The organism is Martinezella sp. CNPSo 3957, assembly GCF_057784395.1.
On the sequence record NZ_JBXSOU010000016.1, the window covers coordinates 18,898 to 38,836 of the forward strand.

Consider the following 19,939-nt stretch of genomic DNA (forward strand, 5'->3'; position numbering starts at 1 on the left):
TTGCCATAGAAGCTAAAGCAGATCCTGCAGGAACGGGATCAGCGGCTCGTCGGCCGGCGGCATGGGATAGTCACGCAGGGCTTGCGGCCGCACCCATTTGATCGCCTGCCCTTCCCGGCCATGCGGGATTCCCTCATAGCGCCGGCAGATGTAAAGCGGCATCAGTAGATGAAAGGTTTCATAGGTGTGGCTGGCGAAGGTCAGCGGCGCAAGACAGGCGATCTTCGTCTGGATGCCAAGCTCTTCCTGAAGCTCGCGCACCAGGGTCTCCTCCGGCGTCTCGCCGGCCTCGACTTTGCCGCCGGGAAATTCCCAAAGGCCGGCGAGGGATTTCCCTTCGGGACGCTGCGCCAACAGGATGCGGCCATCCGTGTCGATAAGCGCGCAGGCGGCGACGAGAACGATCTTGCGGCCAGCCTCGCTCATGCAGCCCCCGGCGGTTGCCAATAGCAATAGCGATAGGCTTCGCGGAAGCCGAAACGGACGTAGAGCGCCAGAGCCGGAGCATTGTCGGCGCTGACCTGAAGCCAGGCAGTCTTGGCGCTGCGCATGCGTGCCCAGCGGAGCGCCGATGTCAGAATCTCGGCTCCTAGACCCTTGCGCCGATGCTGTACGGAAACGGCGACAGACATGATGCCGGCAAGATCATTATCCTGCACGCACAGCGTGGTCGCCACCGGTCCGGCATTGTCATTTTCGATGACGAAGAGTCCCGATGGCGGCTTGATGCTGCTCACCACCTCCGCCAGCGCAGGCTTCAGGGCGGGATCAGCCCCATCAACCAGCAGGCTGGCATCAACATAGCGGCCGACATCGTGGCTCGGAAGATGATCCAGCATGTCAGGCAGTTCGAGATCGACGAGATTGGCGGTCATGACGATCGTCTCGTCGAAGCACGTCCAGCCGCGCTCCCGAAGGAGATCGATGAGCTTCGGCGAGGCAAGAGGGGTCTCACGCACGACCATCGGCCTGCCATAGGCCTCGAATTTGCGCTGCGCCTTCGTCAACCGTATTTCGAGATCGCGATGATCAGAAGGATCGAGCGGCACGACAGAATTCAGCCGCTTGGACGGATGACCCGCCGTTAGCCGGATCTGCCAGCTGCCATCATATTGCACCGACGAGGCAGGCCAGGCCCTAAAGCCAACGGCTTCGAGCCTGCGCACCAGGGGCAGCTTGTTTATCGTGGACTGCGCATGCATCAGCGAGGTATCAGCTCCGGTAGTCGCCATTGATGGCAACATATTCCTTGGTGAGGTCGCAGGTCCAGACCGTTGCGCGGCCATTGCCGAGGCCGAGATCGACCTTCACGGGAATATCCTGCTGCTTCATGACATTCGAGGCGGCGTCTTCCGAATAGGAAGCGTCACGCTCGCCGTTGACGGCAACGCGGACATCGCCGAACCAGATGGCGAGCTTGTCGCGATCCGCCATTTCGCCGGCCTTGCCGACCGCCATGACGACGCGGCCCCAATTGGCGTCTTCGCCGGCGGCCGCGGTCTTGACCAGCGGCGAATTGGCGATCGAAAGGGCGATGCGCTTGGCAGCTGCGTCATTTTCGGCGCCGGTCACGGTGATTTCGAGCATCTTGGTCGCGCCTTCGCCATCACGCACGACCTGGATGGCAAGATCCTTCAGCAGCTCGTTGAGTGCTACGCGGAAACCGGCAAGCTTCGGATCGTCGGCCCGATCGATATGCGCCTGTCCGTCGGCAGCAGCAGCGCCAGTGGCAAAGAGCATCAGCGTGTCCGAGGTCGAAGTATCGCTGTCGACGGTCATGGAGTTGAAGCTCGGACCGACCCCCTCGGACAGCAGCGTCTGCAACGCGGCAGAGGAAATATCGGCATCGGTGACCACGAAGGAGAGCATCGTCGCCATGTCGGGCGCGATCATGCCGGCGCCCTTGGCAATGCCGTTGATGGTCACCTTGACGCCGCCGATCTCGGCGATACGGGTCGCGACCTTCGGATAAGTATCCGTAGTCATGATCGCCTTGGCGGCTTCGAACCAGAAATCGCTTGTCGCATCCTTCGCCATCGTGTCGAGCACCCCGGCAAACTTGGTGGCGTCGAGCGGCTCGCCGATGACGCCGGTGGAGGCAAGATAGACTTCGTTTTCACCGCAGCCGACGGCGGCCGCCGCGGACTTGGCGGTCAGTTCCGTCGCCTGGCGTCCCTTCAGACCGGTGAAGGCATTGGCATTGCCTGAATTGACGACGACGGCGCGCGCGCTGCCGTGTGCAAGGTTCTTGCGGCAGAAATCGACCGGAGCCGAAGGGCACTTCGAACGCGTAAAGACGCCGGCAACGGCGGCCGGCTTGTCGAAGACCATCAACAGGACATCGGTCCGGTTCTTGTACTTGATGCCGGCGGATGCCGTGGTCATGCGCACGCCGCGAAGGGCGGGCATGGACGCAAAGGATTTGGGAGCGAGCGGAGAGACGGAACCGGACATGAGACCCACCTGGACGAGCATGATGCCGAAAAGTGTAGGCAGTTTTCGGATTACATCATGCTCTGCTTTTTAATTCTGGAGCGGATTCAGATTCTAGGTCGTATCGACCTAAAATCATCCGGCTCTAGTGAAGAGCCCGGAAAAAACCGGGCCCCGATTGTTTGACTGCTGTGACTTACTGCTGCGGCTGCGCGTCGGGCGCTGCTGCACCATCAGCAGGCGCAACGGCATCATCGGCCGGTGCCGCGTCCTGCTGCTTCTGCGCATCGTCATAGGCCTTGCTGAGCGCCGGGTCGTTGATGACGACCTTGGTATCCTGCTTGGCCTTGTTCAGAAGCTCAAGATACTTGTCGCGCATGACGAGCTGACGAACCTGGTCCTTGACCTGATCGAACGGCGGAGGAGGAGCATTGCGCTTGTCCTCGACCTTGATGATGTGCCAGCCGAAATCGGTCTTGACCGGGGTCTTCGTATAGGTGCCGACCGGCAGCGCGAAAGCCGCGTCTTCGAATTCCTTGACCATACGGCCATGGCCGAAATAACCCAGATCGCCGCCGTCAGCCTTATTCGGATCGGTCGACTTTTCCTTGGCAAGTGCGGCAAAATCCTTGCCGGCATCGAGTTCCTTGATGATCGCCTTGGCTTCATCCTCGGTCTTCACGAGAATGTGGCGGGCATGAACTTCTTCCTGCTTCGGCAGGGCTGCGACTTCCTTGTCGTAGCGAGCCTTGACTTCATCATCCTTGATGGCGTCGGCGACATGTGCCTTGAAGAAAGCATTGTGCAGCTCGCGGTCGCGCAGATAGGCCATATGAGCCTGGAAATCCGGCGTCTGGTCGAGCTTCTCGGCAGCGGCCTTCTGCGACAAGAGCTTCACATCGACCGAGGCCGAAAGTGCCGCGACCTTCTTCTGGTCATCCGGAAGCTGGCCGAGCTGCGGATCGAGATTGGCGATCGCGAGATTGAGTTCGGATTGATGGATTTCGACATCGCCGACCTTGGCGACAACGGGATCCTTGGCATCGGCCGCGAAGACCGGAGCCTGGAAGGTAACGATTGTCGCGAAAGCAACCGCAGCAAGCTTGTTATACTTCAACATAAAATAACCCTTCGGTGATCTCAACCGGCTCGACAGATGTGAATCCGGCGTGAAAAAGCCTTCAGCAGGAGAATGTGGCCTTTCTGTATCGGCCAAATCCCGTTGACATCAATCGACCCCCCTCTTATCTGTCACGCAACCTCGCGTCCAGAACAGTTTCCGGCCGTTTTGTGCTATACTCCCGTTTTTTTCGGGAAGGGATAAAGCAGGAAACGGCGGGATGAAATCTCAGAAAGGACCAGTCACATGGTCAGCCTAGGTGGAATTGCCCGCAAGTTGTTCGGCTCGTCCAACGACCGCCGGGTCAAATCGTTCCAGCCGCAAGTAGCCGCAATCAATGCGCTCGAGCCGGAGATGCGCGCGCTGTCCGATGAAGCTCTGGCCGCCAAGACGGTTGAGTTCCGCCAGCAGCTCGCGGAGGGCAAGACGCTGGATGATATCCTCGTGCCAGCCTTCGCTGTTGCGCGTGAAGCGTCGCGCCGCGTTCTCGGCATGCGACCTTTCGATGTGCAGCTCATCGGCGGCATGATCCTTCATTCCAATGCGATCGCCGAAATGAAGACCGGCGAAGGTAAAACCCTGGTCGCAACCCTGCCGGTCTATTTGAACGCGCTGGCCGGCAAGGGCGTGCATGTCGTTACAGTCAACGATTACCTGGCGCAGCGCGACAGCGGCACCATGGGACGCCTGTATAGCTTCCTCGGCCTGACGACTGGTGTCATCGTCCACGGCCTGTCCGATGAACAGCGCCATGACGCCTATGCCTGCGATATCACATACGCCACCAACAACGAGCTCGGTTTCGACTATCTGCGCGACAACATGAAGTATGAGCGCGCCCAGATGGTTCAGCGCGGTCATAGCTTCGCGATCGTCGACGAAGTGGACTCGATCCTCGTCGACGAAGCGCGCACGCCGCTGATCATCTCCGGTCCGCTCGACGACCGCTCTGATCTTTATGTCACCATCGACGCCTTCATTCCCCGCCTGGCGAAGGAAGACTACGAAATCGATGAAAAACAGCGCTCGGCAAACTTCTCCGAAGAAGGCACCGAGAAGCTGGAAAACATGCTGCGCGAAGCCGGCCTGTTGAAGGGTGAATCGCTCTACGACGTCGAGAACGTCGCGATCGTCCACCACATCAACAATGCGCTCAAGGCGCATAAGCTGTTCCAGCGCGACAAGGACTATATCGTCCGCAACGGCGAAGTCGTCATCATCGACGAATTCACCGGCCGCATGATGCCGGGCCGCCGTTATTCGGACGGTCAGCACCAGGCACTGGAAGCCAAGGAACATGTGCAGATCCAGCCGGAAAACCAGACACTGGCGCAGATCACCTTCCAGAACTACTTCCGCATGTACGACAAGCTCGCCGGCATGACCGGTACGGCTTCGACGGAAGCGGAGGAATTCGGCAACATCTACGGCCTTGACGTGATCGAGGTGCCGACCAATCTGCCGATCCAGCGTATCGATGAGGACGACGAGGTCTATCGTACGCATGCCGAGAAATATAACGCCATCATCAACGAGATCCTCGACGCGCACAAGCGCGGCCAGCCCGTGCTGGTCGGCACGACGTCTATCGAGAAGTCCGAACTTCTCGCCGATCTCATGCGCAAGCGCGGCTTTTCCAATTTCCAGGTTCTGAACGCCCGCTATCACGAGCAGGAAGCCTACATCGTCGCCCAGGCCGGCGTTCCCGGCGCGGTGACAATCGCCACCAACATGGCCGGCCGCGGCACCGACATCCAGCTCGGCGGTAATCTGGAAATGCGGGTCGAGCGCGATTTGGACGAGATGGAGCCAGGTCCGGAACGCGACGCGGCCATTGCCCGCATTGCCGAAGAGATCAAGGAGCTCAAGCAGAAATCGATCGCTGCCGGCGGCCTCTACGTCATCGCCTCGGAGCGCCATGAAAGCCGCCGTATCGACAACCAGCTGCGTGGCCGTTCCGGCCGCCAGGGCGACCCTGGCCGCTCGAAATTCTACCTGTCGCTCCAGGACGACCTGATGCGCATCTTCGGCTCCGACCGCATGGACGGCATGCTGCAGAAGCTCGGCCTCAAGGAAGGCGAAGCGATCGTCCACCCCTGGATCAACAAGGCGGTTGAACGCGCTCAGAAGAAGGTCGAGGCCCGCAACTTCGACATCCGCAAGAACGTTCTGAAGTACGACGACGTGCTGAACGATCAGCGCAAGGTCATCTTCGACCAGCGCGTCGAACTGATGGAATCGAAGGACCTCTCCGAATTCGTCGGTGATATGCGCCACGACGTCATCGAGGATCTCGTCGCCAGACATATTCCCGAACGCGCCTATGCCGAACAGTGGGATGCTGACGGCCTGAAGACGGCTGTTGCCAACTTCTTCGATCTCGACCTGCCCATTCATGACTGGGTCAAGGAAGAAGGCATCGCTGAAGACGATATCCGCGCCCGCCTGACGGAAGCGGCGGAAAAGGCTGCGGCCGAAAAGGCCGAACGCTTCGGCCCCGAGATCATGACCTATGTCGAGCGCTCCATCGTGCTGCAGACGCTGGACAATCTCTGGCGCGAGCACATCGTCAACCTCGATCATCTGCGCTCGGTCATCGGCTTCCGCGGCTATGCGCAGCGCGATCCGCTGCAGGAATACAAGGCCGAGGCTTTCGAGCTGTTCCAGGCGCTGTTGAACAATCTGCGCCAGGCCGTGACCGCGCAGCTTTCGCGCGTCGAACTGGTGCAGCAGCCGGCCGAACCGGAAACACCGCCGATGCAGGCCCGTCATATCGACGCGACGACCGGCGAGGACGAATTCGCCCCGTTCGCGCTTGCAAGCGAAAGCTTCATATCTCCGGAAAATCGCGATCCACTCAATCCGGCAACGTGGGGCCGCGTCGGCCGTAACGAGGCCTGCCCCTGCGGCTCCGGCAAGAAGTACAAGCACTGCCACGGCGCCTTCGAAAGCAGCGAAGTGGTCTAAGCCTCGCAAACCGATAGCAACGAACAGAATGCCGCCTTTAGGGCGGCATTTTTGTTTGCAACGATCGGAGATCACAGCAATTGTCGTCGACACGCGCAGCCGGCAAGCGTCACCAGCACGTCTACCGTATTCAAATAGCGGAATGCGGATCCTCACTGTAGAGATGGACCGGGTAGCCTGGCCCGATGACATCAAGCACCCGATCGAACCAGGCCGTAAGCGCCGGGTAATCAGCGAGATCGAAGCCGCAATCCGCTGCCTTATGGGCATAGGCGTAAACGGCTATGTCCGCGATCGAAAACTCGCCACCGACGAGAAATGGCGTATTCTTCAGCCCACGCTCAAGCGCTGCAAGGGCACGAAGGCCGGCTGAGCGCTTGGCCTCGGCCATAACTGCATTGAGCTCGAGCCGTCCCGTCAGCGTCCAGAAGCGCAGCGTGCCGATGACCGGTTCGACATGATACTGCTCGAAGAACAGCCATTGCATGACCTTGGCGTGCAAATAGCGATCCGCCGGAAGAAACCGAGTGCCTTCGGCCACATAGATGAGAATAGCGTTCGATTCCGCTATCGTTCGCCCATCCTCCAGTTCGAGAACGGGAATGCCGCCTGCCGGATTGAGATCGAGAAAGGCGTCCGTGCGCCCCTCACCCTCGAAGATGGACACCAGGCGAGTCTGGTAGGGAATATCGAGCAATCCGAACAGAACCCTGGCCTTCCAGCCATTCTGCGACGGCAAATAATCGTGAAGTGTGAGCATGAAATCCTCCTCCGATAGACCCTGGATTCTACATACCGACCGAACCGTCGCCACCCGTTTCCTGTGCAGCGGCATGGCGCAGCAGCCCAAGGGCAACTTGCGTCTCATGGTTGCTTTCCGGCATGCTTGATAAGCAACCCTCCATTTCGGCAAAGCCACTTTTACGTGTCGCAAGAACCGATTCTTAACTCTCCTCTGCCAAGACTAACGCGAGTTTGGGATCATACTTAAAGTATTGCGTATCGATCATGGCGGTCTTTCAAACAGCGGAAAGAATGTTGCCGTCCGCCTTGCGGGCCGCCCTATCACCGTATCTGCGCAAGATTAGCATCCTGCTTGCCGGTCACGACGAGAGAGCTGCGTCGCAGCGCATGGCGCTGATCGCCTTCACGATCCGCGTTGCAGGCGCCGCGCTCGCCTTTCTCTCGCAGATCATTCTTGCTCGCCTGATGGGCCGGTTCGAATACGGCATTTTCGTCTTCGTCTGGGTGCTGATGATCCTGTTCGGCAATCTTGCCTGCCTGGGCTTCCCCACGGCCATCATCCGCTTCCTGCCGCAGTATGATGCCAGCGGCAATCATGATGCCATTCGCGGTCTGAACACGACGGCACGCCTGTTCGTGGTTGCCGTCTCGGGCACGCTGGCGCTGATTGGGGCGCTCCTGCTTTTTGCCTTTCGCGGCATGATCGAGCACTATTACGTCATGCCGGTTTTCCTTGGCCTGATTGCGGTGCCGATGATTGCGCTCGGAGACGTTCTGGACGGTACGGCCCGCGCCAAGCACTGGCCGGTCATGGCACTCAGCCCGACCTTCCTCATCCGCCCGACGCTGATCCTTCTCTTCATGCTGGCCGCGATCCTCGCCGGCGCACCGCGTGATGCCGTCACCGCTATGGCCGCAGCTCTCGCCGGCGCTTTCACCAGTGTCCTGCTGCAATATCTCGCGGTGACGCTCCGTCTGCGCCGCCATTATCCAAGCGGCCCGAAAGCCACTGAATTCCGCGCCTGGACAGCCGTCGCCCTGCCGATCTTCCTGGTCGAAGGCGTGGGCTACCTACTCACCAATTCGGACGTCATCGTCGTCGGCATTTTCCTCGATCCGGATGAAGTCGCCGTCTATTTCGCAGCGGCAAAAACGATGGCCCTGGTGCTCTTCGTCTCCTTCGCCGTCAGGGCGGCCATCGGACCGCGCTTTGCCGCCATTCTTGCCGAAGGCGACCGGAGCAAGCTCGCGGCCTTTGCCACAGAGGCCACACGCTGGTCCTTCTTTCCAGCACTTGCCCTCGGCCTCGTGGTGCTGGCGGCGGGGCAGCTCCTGCTTTCGCTGTTCGGCGCCGCCTTCACGGAGGGACAGATCGTGATGGCGATCCTGCTTGCCGGCATTCTTGCGAGAGCGCTCGTCGGCCCTGCCGAAGTGCTCCTGACCATGGCGGACAAGCAGATGCTCTGCGTCTATCTCTATGCTGTAGCGCTCGTTGCCAATGTCGGGCTCAATGTCGCGCTCATCCCGCATTTCGGCATCGAAGGAGCGGCGATTGCCGGCGCCACTGCCATGGCAATCGAGGCCTTGCTCCTGCACGTGGCCGTCCGCCGCGCGCTTGGCATCAAACTATTCGCCCTCCTCCGGCGTTCGTCGGCGTCATCGGCAACGAGGGTCTTCTGATCATGGCACGTCCCCCCTACACCGAAACCACCGACAGCCAAGTGAACGCTCTGACCCATACGCTCGCAGCACTGCATTTCGAAACGCCGAAAGCGGAAGCCCGGGTCGAGGTCGGCCGCGCCGGACGCGAACTCTGCCTCTATCCAGGCAAGCTCGGCTATGAGCTGCAGGACGAACTGGACTTCCTGTCCAATCGCGCCATGGAGCCGAATGTCTTCTTCTCGGGCCGCTTCCTGGCGCCCGCCATGCCGCGCCTTGAGGATCGGCAGGTGCGTCTGGCGCTGATGCGCGATATCAACAGCACGCGCAGCCGCATGCGTCTGCTGATGCCCTTCACGGTCGACAAGCCGGGCTTCGCCATCGGCCCGTCGATCATCCGCGTCTGGTCGAACTCCTTCGGCCCGCTCGGCACGCCCCTGCTAGACGCCGAGGATGCCGGCGAAACGCTCGATAACCTCTTCGAGGCACTCTCCCGGCCGGAGCTGCATCTCCCGACCACGCTCGTATTGCCGGATGTCCGGCTCAACGGCCGTTTCGTCCAGATGGCCAAGGTCATTGCGATCGGCCGAAACCTGCCGATCGCCATCGCCAACCCATTCCAGCGCCCGATGCTCCAAAGCAACGACGACGCGCTCACCTATCTCAGGCGAACGATTTCCAACGCGCATTTGCGCGAAATGCGCCGCCAATGGCGACTTTTGGAAAACCACGGCGAGGTCAGCTACAACGTCGCCCGTCAGCCCCGCGATATTCACGGGCGCATGGAAGAATTCCTGGCGCTGGAGGCAAGCGGCTGGAAGGGCAAGAAGCGCTCGGCGCTCGTCACCGATCGCCATCATGCCGCCTTTGCCCGCGAAGCGATTTCCAACCTTGCCGCCATCGACGCGGTGCGCATTCACTCAATCGATCTTAATGGCAAGGCCGTCGCCTCGATGATCGTGTTGATCATGGGCGGGGAGGCCTATACGTGGAAGACGGCCTTTGACGAAGCCTATGCCCGCTATTCGCCAGGCAAGCTCTTGATGGGCGAACTGACGGAATGGCATCTCGACGACGCCAACGTCGTCCGCTCCGATTCCTGCGCCGTACCCGATCATCCGATCATGAGCCGCTTCTGGCACGAGCGCGAGGACATGGGCACGCTCATCATCGGCCTGACCCCGAACGGCGACCGCGACGTCCGTCAGGTCACCACCCAGCTGCACATGTATCGCAGCACCCGCAACATGGCGAAGCTGCTGCGAGAAAAGATCCTGTCGCTTACGAAGCGCTAGAACCGCGAGTTTCGGCGATCGCCCGCTCGCGCAGCAGGCGACGAATCACCTTGCCCGAGGTCGTCAGTGGCAGAGCGTCGACGAATTCGATCTCGCGCGGATATTCGTGCATGGAAAGCCGCGTCTTGACCCATTCTCGGATCTCGATCGCCAGTTTGTCACTCGGCTCGCGACCGGGCACGAGGACGACATAGGCCTTGACGATTTCCGTTCGGACCGCATCCGGCTTTCCCACCGCCGCAGCAAGCTGCACGGCCGGATGGCCGCCGAGGCAATCCTCGATCTCGCTCGGCCCGATGCGATAGCCCGACGAGGTGATGACGTCGTCGTCGCGGCCGACGAAGGAAATATAGTCATCCGCGTCCTGCCGGCCGATATCGCCGGTCAGCAGCCAGTCATTGGCGAATTTCGCCTCCGTCGCCGCCTCGTTCCGCCAATAGCCGAGAAACATCACCGGATCGGGCCGCTTGATGGCAATTTGCCCGCTCTCGCCTACGGGAACCTCGATACCCTCGGCATCGACGATCGCGACGCGATGGCCAGGAACAGGCTTGCCGGTTGCGCCTGCACGGCTGACGCCAAAGGCTTCACTGGAGGAGAGCACGAAATTGCATTCCGTCTGGCCGAAGAATTCGTTGACGCTGACACCAAGCGCGGATCGCGCCCATTCAAAGGTTTCGCGGCCGAGCGCCTCGCCGGCCGAACCGATGGTGCGAAGCTTGAGATCATAATGGGCGCGCGGATTGTCCACGGCCTTCAAAAGCCGCAGCGCCGTCGGCGGGATGAAGGCATTGCGCACCTCCATCTCGGCCATGATGCGGAAGGCCATATGCGGATCGAATTTTTGCGCCGGCGAGGAAACGACGGGAACGCCGAGCATCAGGCTCGGCAAAAGCGCGTTCAGAAGGCCGCCGGCCCAGGCCCAGTCCGACGGCGTCCAGAGCCGGTCACCGGCCTTGGGAAAGCCTTCATGGGCGAATTGCATGCCCGGAATATGTCCGGGCAACACGCGATGGCCATGCAGCGCGCCCTTGGGCGGCCCGGTCGTGCCCGAGGTGAAGATCATCAGAGCCGGATCGTCCGGACCAGTATCCGCCACCTCGAACAGCGGCGGGTGCGCGGCCTCCAGATCGGCAAAGCCTGCAACGCCCTCCTCAGCACCATCGATGCTGATCACCTGCGCCAGTTCCGGCAGCCGGTCCCGGATCGGACGCAGCCGCTCGAGACCGAACCGATTGGTGACGATTGCCGACGCACCTGATGTCTTCAGCCGATATTCCAGCGCCTCGGCGCCGAACAGCAAGGCCAACGGCAGGGCGATCGCCCCCATCTTGTAGATCGCCACATGCGCGACGACCGTCTCGAAACCCTGCGGCAATAGTAGCGCCACCCGATCTCCCGCTTGCACGCCGAGCGAAACAAGCGCGTTGGCAAAGGAGGCGGAACGATCGCGCAACTCACCATAGGTCATGGAAAAGTGATTGCCGTCCGGATTGAAATGCTGAAGGCAGATCCGGTCGGGCTCGCGTTCGGCCCAGGCATCGCAAACAGCATGTCCCATGTTGAATCTCGCCGGAATCTCCCAACGAAAGTCGCGATAGAGGGCTTCATAAGTATCAAGCGGGGGCAATTTCATGCGCAGTTCCAGAAAATTGTGCAGTGCAGCTAACACCTGTCGCCTCTGGGGTTCAAGGAAACATTTGAAATCGCCGTCTTCTCTGCCGGACGAATTGCCTTATTTATTGAAGAATACTTCGAAGCTCTTCACGAACTGATGCGTCGTCCGGCGACGATCTTGCCCGCCGATTTGCTTTCGCGACGCACATATTCCACCGCTCTTCCGGCGGTGGTCCTCATTGCGCCGAACAATCGAATGGACGGAGAATAGCGATGGAATACGTAAAGCTCGGCAGGACCGGCCTTGAAGTCTCACGCATCTGCCTGGGTTGCATGACCTATGGCGACCCCAACAAAGGCACGCATGCTTGGTCGCTGAAAGAGGACGAGAGTCGCCCGCTGCTGCGGCAGGCGATCGAGGCCGGCATCAACTTCCTCGATACGGCCAATACCTACTCCAACGGCTCGTCGGAAGAGATCGTCGGCCGCGCCATCAAGGATTTCGCCAAGCGCGACGATATCGTGCTCGCCACCAAGGTTTTCAACCGCATGCGCCCAGGCCCGAATGGCGCCGGTCTGTCGCGCAAGGCGATCTTCGACGAGATCGACAACAGCCTGCGCCGCCTCGGCACCGATTACGTCGATCTCTACCAGATCCACCGCTGGGACTATACGACGCCGATCGAGGAAACGCTGGAAGCGCTGCATGATGTCGTCAAGGCCGGCAAGGCCCGCTACATCGGCGCTTCCTCCATGTATGCCTGGCAATTCGCGAAGGCGATTTATACCTCCCGCCTCAACGGCTGGACGGAGTTCGTCAGCATGCAGGACCACCTGAACCTGCTCTACCGCGAGGAAGAGCGCGAGATGCTGCCCTTCTGCGAGGATCAGAAGATCGCCGTCATCCCCTGGAGCCCGCTCGCCCGCGGCCGGCTTACCCGCGATTGGGACGAGGCGACGGCCCGCACCGAGTCCGACGAATTCGGCAAGACGCTCTATACCCAGGCGCTCGAAGCCGACCGCAAGATCGTCGATGCCGTCGGAACGATCGCCAAGGCGCGCGGCATCCCGCGCGCGCAGGTCGCGACCGCCTGGATCCTGCAGAAGAGCGCCGTCACCGCCCCGATCATCGGCGCCTCCAAGCCCGGCCACATCACCGATGCGGTCGCCTCCCTGGAGGTCAAATTGACGCCGGAGGAAATCGAGACGCTGGAAAGCCCCTATGTTCCGCATGGGGTTGCGGGGTTTAAGTGATCGCGGATTTTACGGCTGATCAGGTTACGCTGGTGATGCCGCACCAGCTTGCCTGGCCCCTCACCCCGACCCTCTCCCCGCTTGCGGGGAGAGGGGGTTTTCCTGCCGAATCCAAGTTCCGTCCATACGGTGACCGCCAGTGTTTTGTTCGATCGTCCCCTCTCCCCGCGAGCGGGGAGAGGGCTAGGGTGAGGGGCATTCACACCCTCTGAAGTCGATTGACCATACGGCAAATCGCGCAAAAGTGACTTCACGAGCAGGTCATAGTTGGGGCTTAACAGATCGAGGTTCCTTTCCCCCGAGGATGATATCCAATGATTACAGTTCCCTTCGAGGCGCGGCGCTTTCAATCGACCGCGGCCTATTACCTGCGCTACCGCATCCCCTATCCGGATAGGCTGATTACCCGCGTCGCGGAGCGCAGCGGCCTCAAGCCCGGCGACCATGTGCTCGATCTCGGCTGCGGTCCCGGCCAGCTCGGCATCGCCTTCGCCCGGCTGCAGGGCGCCGCCGTCACCGCTATGGATCCGGAGCCGGAAATGCTTGCCGAAGCCGCGCTCGGTGCGAAGACAGCCGGCGTCGATATCAACATCCGGCAAGGGTCTTCCTATGATCTCGCCCCTGATATCGGCAGGCTGCACCTCTGCGTCATGGGCCGCTCCTTCCACTGGATGGACAGGCCGGCAACGCTTCAAGCACTTGATAAGCTCATCGAGCCGGGCGGCGCCGTCGTGCTCTTCCACGATAAAGGCATTCTGGCGGAGCCGAACTGGCGCGGCATCCTAGAACCACTGATGGAAACCTATTCACCCGAGCGTAGCGCGGAACGGCAGATGCGCCGGAGCAAGGAATGGGCGCCGCATGAAGCCATGCTGCTCGCCTCCCCCTTCCGCAATCTCGAACGGATCGGCATCATCTCGGAATATACAAGGGATATCGAAGAGATCGTCGGCCGCATCTTCTCGATGTCGTCGACCTCGCCGCAGGCACTCGGAGACAAGGCAGCCGATTTCGAAGCGGCTCTGCGCGCCGAGCTGCTGGCGGTCGCGCCCGACGGCAAATTCAGGGAGGTCGTCGAGGCGAACGGGCTGCTCGCCTTCCGCGATTAGACGAAGGTCAACCGTTGCTTTCACCCGGCAGCGGCGACAGCTCCTGCCGGGTCGCCGACAGGAATTCCTGCGACAGCTCAGCGCTATCCATTGCGCGCGCCAGAATAACGGCACCGACCATGGCCGAGAGGCTGGCAAAGGCCCTGCGCCGGCGATCCTCCGGCGTTTCGCCGGGAACGATTTCTTCCAGCACCTCGACCAGCCCCATCAGGCCGCCGGTGAAGGTGGACTGCATCTTGGGGCCATGGCGGCTGACCTCCTGCGTCAGCGCCGCGAAGACGCAGCCGGTCGCATGCTCAACAACGTTGCGATGCGAGAGATAATGGGCGAGCAGCGCTTCCAGCGGCTGTTCGGGCGAGCTTGCCGCCACCTCTTTCCAGCGCTCCAGCGAGCGGGCCACCAACGCCTTGCTCGCCTCGCAGGCAAGCTCGTCCTTCGAATCGAAATGGCCGTAGAAGCCGCCATGCGTCAGGCCCGCCGCCTTCATGATCTCGGCGACGCCGATGCCGTCGAAACCCTTCTCGCGAAAGAGCTCGCCCGCCACGGCAAGGATCTTCTCGCGATTCTCGGCGAATTTCTCCCGGCTCACTCTCATCAATAAACTCCATCAGAGCATCAATAAATCTGTATTGACAATTTATATGATGGCCATCATCAATAAGCAACAAATATGATAACAATCATGTAAATGCCTTTGCACAAACGTTCAAGCCCGGAGAACGGCAGGGCGCTAGACGTGGTACGGTACCCCCGACTGTCCGCGATCCGGCGTTTTCGCAAGTCCGGCCTGGCGGCACGATACCCAACCTGATTGGAACGCAGCTCATGGTTTCCACTACCCTTGCCTCGACGCTCGCCCGGCGCAACATCCATTACGGATGGGTCGTCGTCGCCGCCACCTTTCTCACCATGCTGGTCACGGCCGGCGCCATGGGCGCGCCCGGCGTGCTTATCAAGCCGCTGGAGGACGAATTCGGCTGGAGCACCTCCTCGATTTCGTCCGCGCTTGCCGTCCGGTTGGTGCTGTTCGGCCTGATGGGTCCTTTCGCTGCAGCCTTCATGAACCATTTCGGCGTGCGCAAGGTCATCGTCTTCGCGCTGGGCACCATATGCGTCGGCTTCATCGGCTCGCTCTATATGACGCAGGTCTGGCAACTGCTTTTGTGCTGGGGCATCATCATCGGCTTCGGCACCGGCCTCACCGCCATGGTGCTGGCGGCGACCGTATCGACGCGCTGGTTCACCAAGCATCGCGGCCTCGTCATCGGCATGCTTTCGGCAAGCTCAGCCACGGGACAGCTGGTCTTCCTCCCGCTGATGGCGGAGCTGACGACGCGCTACGGCTGGCGCACCACCGTGCTCTTCGTCTGCGGCATGATCGTCGTCGCCGCCTTCATCGTGCTGCTGCTGATGCGCGACCGTCCCTCGGACGTCAATCTGCCGCTGGTCGGCGAGGTCCACATCACGCCCCCGCCGGCGGCCACCAGGAACCTGAAGGCAGCGCTCGCCTCGCCGATCGCGATCCTGCGGGAAGTCTCCACCACCTCGACCTTCTGGATCCTGTTCGCCACCTTCTTCATCTGCGGCCTGTCCACCAACGGCCTGATACAGACGCATTTCGTCACCCTCTGCGGCGATTTCGGCATCGTGCCTGTCGCGGCCGCCAGCGTACTCGCCGTCATGGGCATCTTCGATTTCTTCGGCACGATCGGCTCCGGCTGGCTCTCCGACCGTTTCGACAATCGCTGGCTGCTTTTCTGGTATTACGGCCTGCGCGGCCTGTCGCTGGTCTATCTGCCCTTCAGCGATTTCACCTTCTACGGCCTGTCGATCTTCGCCGTTTTTTATGGCCTCGACTGGATCGCCACCGTACCGCCGACCGTCAAGATCGCCGCCGACCGCTTCGGCCGCGAGAAGGCCGGCCTCGTCTTCGGCTGGGTCTTCGCCGGCCACCAGCTCGGTGCCGCCACCGCCGCCTATGGCGCTGGCCTCACCCGAACCGAACTCAACACCTACCTGCCCGCCTTCTTCGTCGCCGGCGCCTTCTGCCTGCTCGCCGCAATCCTGGCAATCACCTTGCAAAAATCCGGCTCCACCAGCAAAGGCCCGGCCATGGCTCACTGAGCCTCAAACGACAAAAAGCCCATGGCGTCCACCCACGCCATGGGCCAAACCGCAACCCTGCGGAAACGCTCGCAATATCTGCCGCACCCGGCTTGCGCGCCGAGCCGATCACATGCTAGACAGCCGCCTCGTCAGTACCCCGTTGCCCCATTGGCGGAATTGGTAGACGCGCTCGACTCAAAATCGAGTTTCGAAAGAAGTGCTGGTTCGACTCCGGCATGGGGCACCACAAAATCTCATGACCATTGTTTTTCATGCATTAATCAATATTTCCTCTTGATTGCTACTTTTGCGCGATCATTAATAATGATACATCCTGTTCGAATTGTTCTTCCAGCAAAATATTGGTCACCATAAAATTTAAAAGGCGAAAAATTGTCTGAGATTGCCACCACTTCCACCCGCATCGGTCGGCTCAAATGCTCGTTCAGCGTGGCTGAATCGATCGGCAGCGTGATTCTCTGGATCATATTGACGATCGTGACGCTCGGCCTCGCACTGATCGTCTTCCCCTACTACCTCAACCGCGCCGTATTGAACAAAACCGAGCTGCTGGATGGCTCCGGCCGCCCCGTCGGCCGCCTCAATTGCACCTTCAATATCGGTCACTCGATAGGACATGTAGTTCTCTGGGTCCTTCTGATTATCGTGACCCTTGGCCTTGCCAGCTTCCTCTATGCTTATCGCGTGATCCGCGTCGTCCTGAACGAAACGCGAGTTGAATATTACTGAGAAGGTCTGGTGACGGCTTCGACATCGCCACATCACCCCACACCATCACGAAAAATTTTGCCTTTCCGCCACTTCCGTCAGTCCCCGACCATTTACAGCCATAATCCTGCCCCCTAAAGGTTTGCAACGCAGCAAAAAGGGGCCCTCATGCTTCGTAGACTTTACGACTGGACCATGTCGCTTGCCGGCCGCAAATCGGCGGAAATCTGGTTGGCCGTTATCGCCTTCGTCGAAAGCTCGATCTTTCTCGTTCCGGCCGACGTACTTTTCCTGCCGATGTCGCTGGCGAAGCCTGAGCGCGCCTGGCGCTATGCGCTGACGGCGACGGTTGCCTCCGTGCTTGGCGGCATTGCCGGTTGGGCGCTCGGCTATTATGCCTTCGAGACCATCGCCAAGCCGATCCTCGAATTCTACGGCAAGCTTGACGCCTTCAACCAGATGAGCGCCGGCGTCACCTATGAATGGATCCTGCTCCTGCTGGTCACATCGGGTCTCGCGCATCTGCCGCCGATCAAGGTGGTGACGATCCTCTCCGGCGTCGCGCATATCGATCTCGGCCTGTTTATCGTCTCGGCCATCGTCGCCCGTGGCGCCCGCTTTTTCCTCCTGGCCTTCCTGCTTCGCCGCTATGGCGAATCCATCCGCCATTTCATCGAGAAGCGCCTCGGCCAGATCACAATGGCCGCTGCCGCCGTTCTCATCGCCCTCTATGCCGTCTTCCATTTTGCCCTGGCGAGCTGACCAAGGAGCCCCCAACGCATGTCCACGACTTCGCCTTCCTCCCGCGCCGGCCTCGGCTATGGCGCCCTGCTGACGATCGGTATGATCGTCGTCATCGGCTCGGCACTCGGCTTTCAATATATCGGCGGCTATATCCCCTGCGCGCTCTGCCTGGAGCAGCGCCAACCCTATTATTATGGCATCCCGGTCGCCATCATTGCCGTGCTGACGGCAGTTGCCGGCCTGCCCTCCTGGATCACCCGCGGGCTCCTCATCATCGCCGGCCTGATGATGTTGGTCGGCGGCGGTATCGGCGTCTATCACGCCGGCGTCGAATGGCATTTCTGGGAAGGCCCGACCACCTGCTCGACGACGGCAAGCAGCGTCACGCAGAATGCGGGCGACCTGCTCGGCCAGCTGAACACCATCAAGGGGCCGTCCTGCACGGAAGCGGCGCTGCGCATCCTCGGCCTATCCATGGCCGGCTGGAATGTAATCGCAAGCGTGATATTGGCGGCTATTGCTTTTGTAGGGGCGAAGAAGGCGGGTTGAATCTTTGGGCGAGCGGCCGTGATCTCTCGTATGTCGCGGCTCTGATACCCCCCTCTGTCACTTCGTGACATCTCCCCCACAAGGGGGGAGATTGGTGGGAGTATGCCGCTGGCCATCCCCATAAAGCAACAAACGGTAATAGCAGCTCACTCGACGCCCGCCTGGAGTGAGGAAGTGCAGCGGGTTACCGATCTCCCCCCTTGTGGGGGAGATGTCCCGAAAGGGACAGAGGGGGGTGCCGCACTTACCTCAAACTCAGACCCAAAGAAGCGCGCCCTTACGGCTGCAGTTCCGAATCCCAGTAGAGATAGTCGAGCCAGCTGTCATGCAGATAGTTCGGCGGGAACAGGCGGCCGTTATTGTGCAGGTCCTGCACGGTCGGCTGGTATGGTTTCTGCGCCGGAAACATGCCGGCCTGCTTCGGCAGCTTGCTGCCTTTGCGCAGGTTGCACGGCGAACAGGCGGCCACGACGTTCTCCCAGGTGGTCTCGCCGCCATGGGCGCGCGGGATGACGTGGTCGAAGGTCAGGTCGTCATGGGAGCCGCAATACTGGCATTCGAACTTGTCGCGCAGGAAGACGTTGAAGCGGGTGAAGGCGGGATTGCGGGACGGCTGCACATATGTCTTCAGACACACGACGCTCGGCAGCCGCATCGAGAAGCTCGGTGACGACACGCACTGATCGTATTCTGCGATGATGTTCACACGGTCAAGAAAAACCGCCTTGATCGCGTCCTGCCAGGACCAGAGCGACAAGGGATAGTAACTCAGCGGTCTGTAGTCAGCGTTCAGCACGAGCGCCGGCAAGGACTGCGGGGAAACTGCAATCGTCAAGGAACCCTCCTGATCGATTCGGCATCTGCACCTGTATATTAGGCCGGTTGTTACAGGATTGTGAAGTCCAATAAATTCAGTGCATAAAGGCAATTTCAGGGAGACGGCCGATTAAACGATAGGCAGCGCGTCCCGGCGTGTTTTCACGGCATAATAGGCCCAGAAGAGTCGGGCCGCGACCGAGCGCCAGGGCGCCCAAACCGCGGCTTCCCGGGCAATTGCCTTGGCCAAGGGCCTGACTTCATGGCCGAAAGCCATCCCGACGGCCGCCTGCAGCGCCACATCGCCCGCCGGAAACACATCTGCGTGACCGCCGCAGAACATCAGATAGACTTCCGCCGTCCAGGGGCCGATTCCCTTGATGGAGGTCAGTTCGGCAAGCGCCTTTTCATGTGATTCGGCGCTGAGCGCATGGAGATCGAGGCTGCCGCCGGCAACGGCATCCGCCACGCGGGCCAATGTGTCGTGCTTGATTCGCGACAGGCCGAAGCTCCGCCATGCCTCCGGCTCCAGCCCGGCATAGCCCTCAGCGGTCACCTGCCCCATTCCGGCAATCATCTTCCCCCAGATCGCATCGGCGCTGGCGCGCGAGACGACCTGCGACACGATGATATGGGCAAGCCCTTCGAAGCCCGGCTCGCGCAGGCGTAGCGGCAAGGTGCCCGCCTCTGCGGCAACGGGCCGCAGGCGCGGATCGAGTTCCAGCAGGGCAGCAAGCCCCCGTTCGATATCGCGCTCGTCGCGAATGATCTGCATGACGTCTCGTAGTCCCCGGTTA

Annotated in this window: 18 protein-coding genes and 1 tRNA gene; 10 read left to right on the top strand and 9 right to left on the bottom strand. The window is 60.7% G+C overall.

The window, feature by feature from the left end; translation table 11 throughout:
• Positions 1 to 12: 12 nt before the first annotated feature.
• The 4 genes from mutT to AC13QE_RS26990 form a co-directional block, all read right to left on the bottom strand.
• On the bottom strand, positions 13 to 426 hold the full coding sequence (gene mutT, locus AC13QE_RS26975; protein WP_075857087.1) for an 8-oxo-dGTP diphosphatase MutT: 414 nt from the start codon (positions 424 to 426) through the stop codon (positions 13 to 15).
• Positions 423 to 1,232: a GNAT family N-acetyltransferase gene (locus AC13QE_RS26980; RefSeq protein WP_488486030.1), complete on the bottom strand. Its 810-nt coding sequence runs from the start codon at positions 1,230 to 1,232 to the stop codon at positions 423 to 425. The genes mutT and AC13QE_RS26980 overlap by 4 nt, the downstream gene beginning before the upstream one ends.
• A complete protein-coding gene (gene argJ, locus AC13QE_RS26985; protein ID WP_488486031.1) occupies positions 1,213 to 2,454 on the bottom strand; it encodes a bifunctional glutamate N-acetyltransferase/amino-acid acetyltransferase ArgJ in 1,242 nt (413 codons plus the stop codon). The genes AC13QE_RS26980 and argJ overlap by 20 nt, the downstream gene beginning before the upstream one ends.
• A 175-nt stretch (positions 2,455 to 2,629) precedes the next feature.
• The gene (locus tag AC13QE_RS26990) at positions 2,630 to 3,553 is read right to left on the bottom strand and encodes a peptidylprolyl isomerase (protein WP_488486032.1); all 924 of its coding nucleotides are present in this window, start codon (positions 3,551 to 3,553) and stop codon (positions 2,630 to 2,632) included.
• Between the two features lie 246 nt (positions 3,554 to 3,799).
• On the opposite strand from AC13QE_RS26990, the gene secA reads away from it, so the two are divergent.
• Entirely contained in the window at positions 3,800 to 6,520 is a 2,721-nt protein-coding gene (gene secA, locus AC13QE_RS26995) for a preprotein translocase subunit SecA (RefSeq protein ID WP_488486033.1), read from the top strand.
• A 130-nt stretch (positions 6,521 to 6,650) separates the two neighbouring features.
• On the opposite strand, the gene AC13QE_RS27000 is transcribed toward secA, so the two are convergent.
• Complete coding sequence (locus AC13QE_RS27000) at positions 6,651 to 7,280, bottom strand: glutathione S-transferase family protein (protein ID WP_488486034.1); 630 nt, start codon at positions 7,278 to 7,280, stop codon at positions 6,651 to 6,653.
• Positions 7,281 to 7,528: 248 nt separating this feature from the next.
• On the opposite strand from AC13QE_RS27000, the gene AC13QE_RS27005 reads away from it, so the two are divergent.
• Both AC13QE_RS27005 and AC13QE_RS27010 read left to right on the top strand, forming a co-directional pair.
• Positions 7,529 to 8,944, top strand: a complete 1,416-nt coding sequence (locus AC13QE_RS27005) for an oligosaccharide flippase family protein (RefSeq protein ID WP_488486035.1) — start codon at positions 7,529 to 7,531, stop codon at positions 8,942 to 8,944.
• 2 nt (positions 8,945 to 8,946) lie between these two features.
• Positions 8,947 to 10,218: a GNAT family N-acetyltransferase gene (locus tag AC13QE_RS27010; protein ID WP_112336461.1), complete on the top strand. Its 1,272-nt coding sequence runs from the start codon at positions 8,947 to 8,949 to the stop codon at positions 10,216 to 10,218.
• Here AC13QE_RS27010 and AC13QE_RS27015 read toward each other — a convergent pair.
• The gene (locus AC13QE_RS27015; protein ID WP_488486036.1) at positions 10,205 to 11,854 is read right to left on the bottom strand and encodes an AMP-binding protein; all 1,650 of its coding nucleotides are present in this window, start codon (positions 11,852 to 11,854) and stop codon (positions 10,205 to 10,207) included. The genes AC13QE_RS27010 and AC13QE_RS27015 overlap by 14 nt on opposite strands.
• Before the next feature lie 254 nt (positions 11,855 to 12,108).
• Here AC13QE_RS27015 and AC13QE_RS27020 point away from each other — a divergent pair, with 254 nt between their 5' ends.
• Together AC13QE_RS27020 and AC13QE_RS27025 are read left to right on the top strand one after the other, a co-directional pair.
• Entirely contained in the window at positions 12,109 to 13,089 is a 981-nt protein-coding gene (locus AC13QE_RS27020) for an aldo/keto reductase (RefSeq protein WP_488486037.1), read from the top strand.
• A gap of 314 nt (positions 13,090 to 13,403) precedes the next feature.
• On the top strand, positions 13,404 to 14,198 hold the full coding sequence (locus AC13QE_RS27025) for a class I SAM-dependent methyltransferase (protein WP_488486038.1): 795 nt from the start codon (positions 13,404 to 13,406) through the stop codon (positions 14,196 to 14,198).
• A gap of 7 nt (positions 14,199 to 14,205) precedes the next feature.
• Here AC13QE_RS27025 and AC13QE_RS27030 read toward each other — a convergent pair whose 3' ends face one another.
• Positions 14,206 to 14,793, bottom strand: a complete 588-nt coding sequence (locus AC13QE_RS27030) for a TetR/AcrR family transcriptional regulator (RefSeq protein ID WP_488486039.1) — start codon at positions 14,791 to 14,793, stop codon at positions 14,206 to 14,208.
• Between the two features lie 230 nt (positions 14,794 to 15,023).
• Between AC13QE_RS27030 and AC13QE_RS27035 the strand changes: the two genes are divergently transcribed.
• From AC13QE_RS27035 to AC13QE_RS27055, 5 genes are all read left to right on the top strand, one after another.
• Positions 15,024 to 16,322, top strand: a complete 1,299-nt coding sequence (locus AC13QE_RS27035) for an MFS transporter (RefSeq protein ID WP_374822700.1) — start codon at positions 15,024 to 15,026, stop codon at positions 16,320 to 16,322.
• Between the two features lie 144 nt (positions 16,323 to 16,466).
• A tRNA-Leu gene (locus AC13QE_RS27040) sits at positions 16,467 to 16,551 on the top strand.
• Positions 16,552 to 16,697: 146 nt separating this feature from the next.
• A complete protein-coding gene (locus AC13QE_RS27045) occupies positions 16,698 to 17,054 on the top strand; it encodes a DUF6693 family protein (RefSeq protein ID WP_488486040.1) in 357 nt (118 codons plus the stop codon).
• A gap of 147 nt (positions 17,055 to 17,201) precedes the next feature.
• Entirely contained in the window at positions 17,202 to 17,795 is a 594-nt protein-coding gene (locus AC13QE_RS27050; protein WP_488486041.1) for a YqaA family protein, read from the top strand.
• 18 nt (positions 17,796 to 17,813) lie between these two features.
• The gene (locus tag AC13QE_RS27055) at positions 17,814 to 18,326 is read left to right on the top strand and encodes a disulfide bond formation protein B (RefSeq protein ID WP_184372289.1); all 513 of its coding nucleotides are present in this window, start codon (positions 17,814 to 17,816) and stop codon (positions 18,324 to 18,326) included.
• A 277-nt stretch (positions 18,327 to 18,603) separates the two neighbouring features.
• Here AC13QE_RS27055 and AC13QE_RS27060 read toward each other — a convergent pair whose 3' ends face one another.
• Both AC13QE_RS27060 and AC13QE_RS27065 read right to left on the bottom strand, forming a co-directional pair.
• A complete protein-coding gene (locus AC13QE_RS27060; protein WP_015341304.1) occupies positions 18,604 to 19,161 on the bottom strand; it encodes an HNH endonuclease in 558 nt (185 codons plus the stop codon).
• A gap of 111 nt (positions 19,162 to 19,272) precedes the next feature.
• Positions 19,273 to 19,917, bottom strand: coding sequence for a DNA-3-methyladenine glycosylase family protein (locus AC13QE_RS27065; RefSeq protein WP_488486042.1), 645 nt, complete (start codon positions 19,915 to 19,917; stop codon positions 19,273 to 19,275).
• Positions 19,918 to 19,939: the final 22 nt, after the last annotated feature.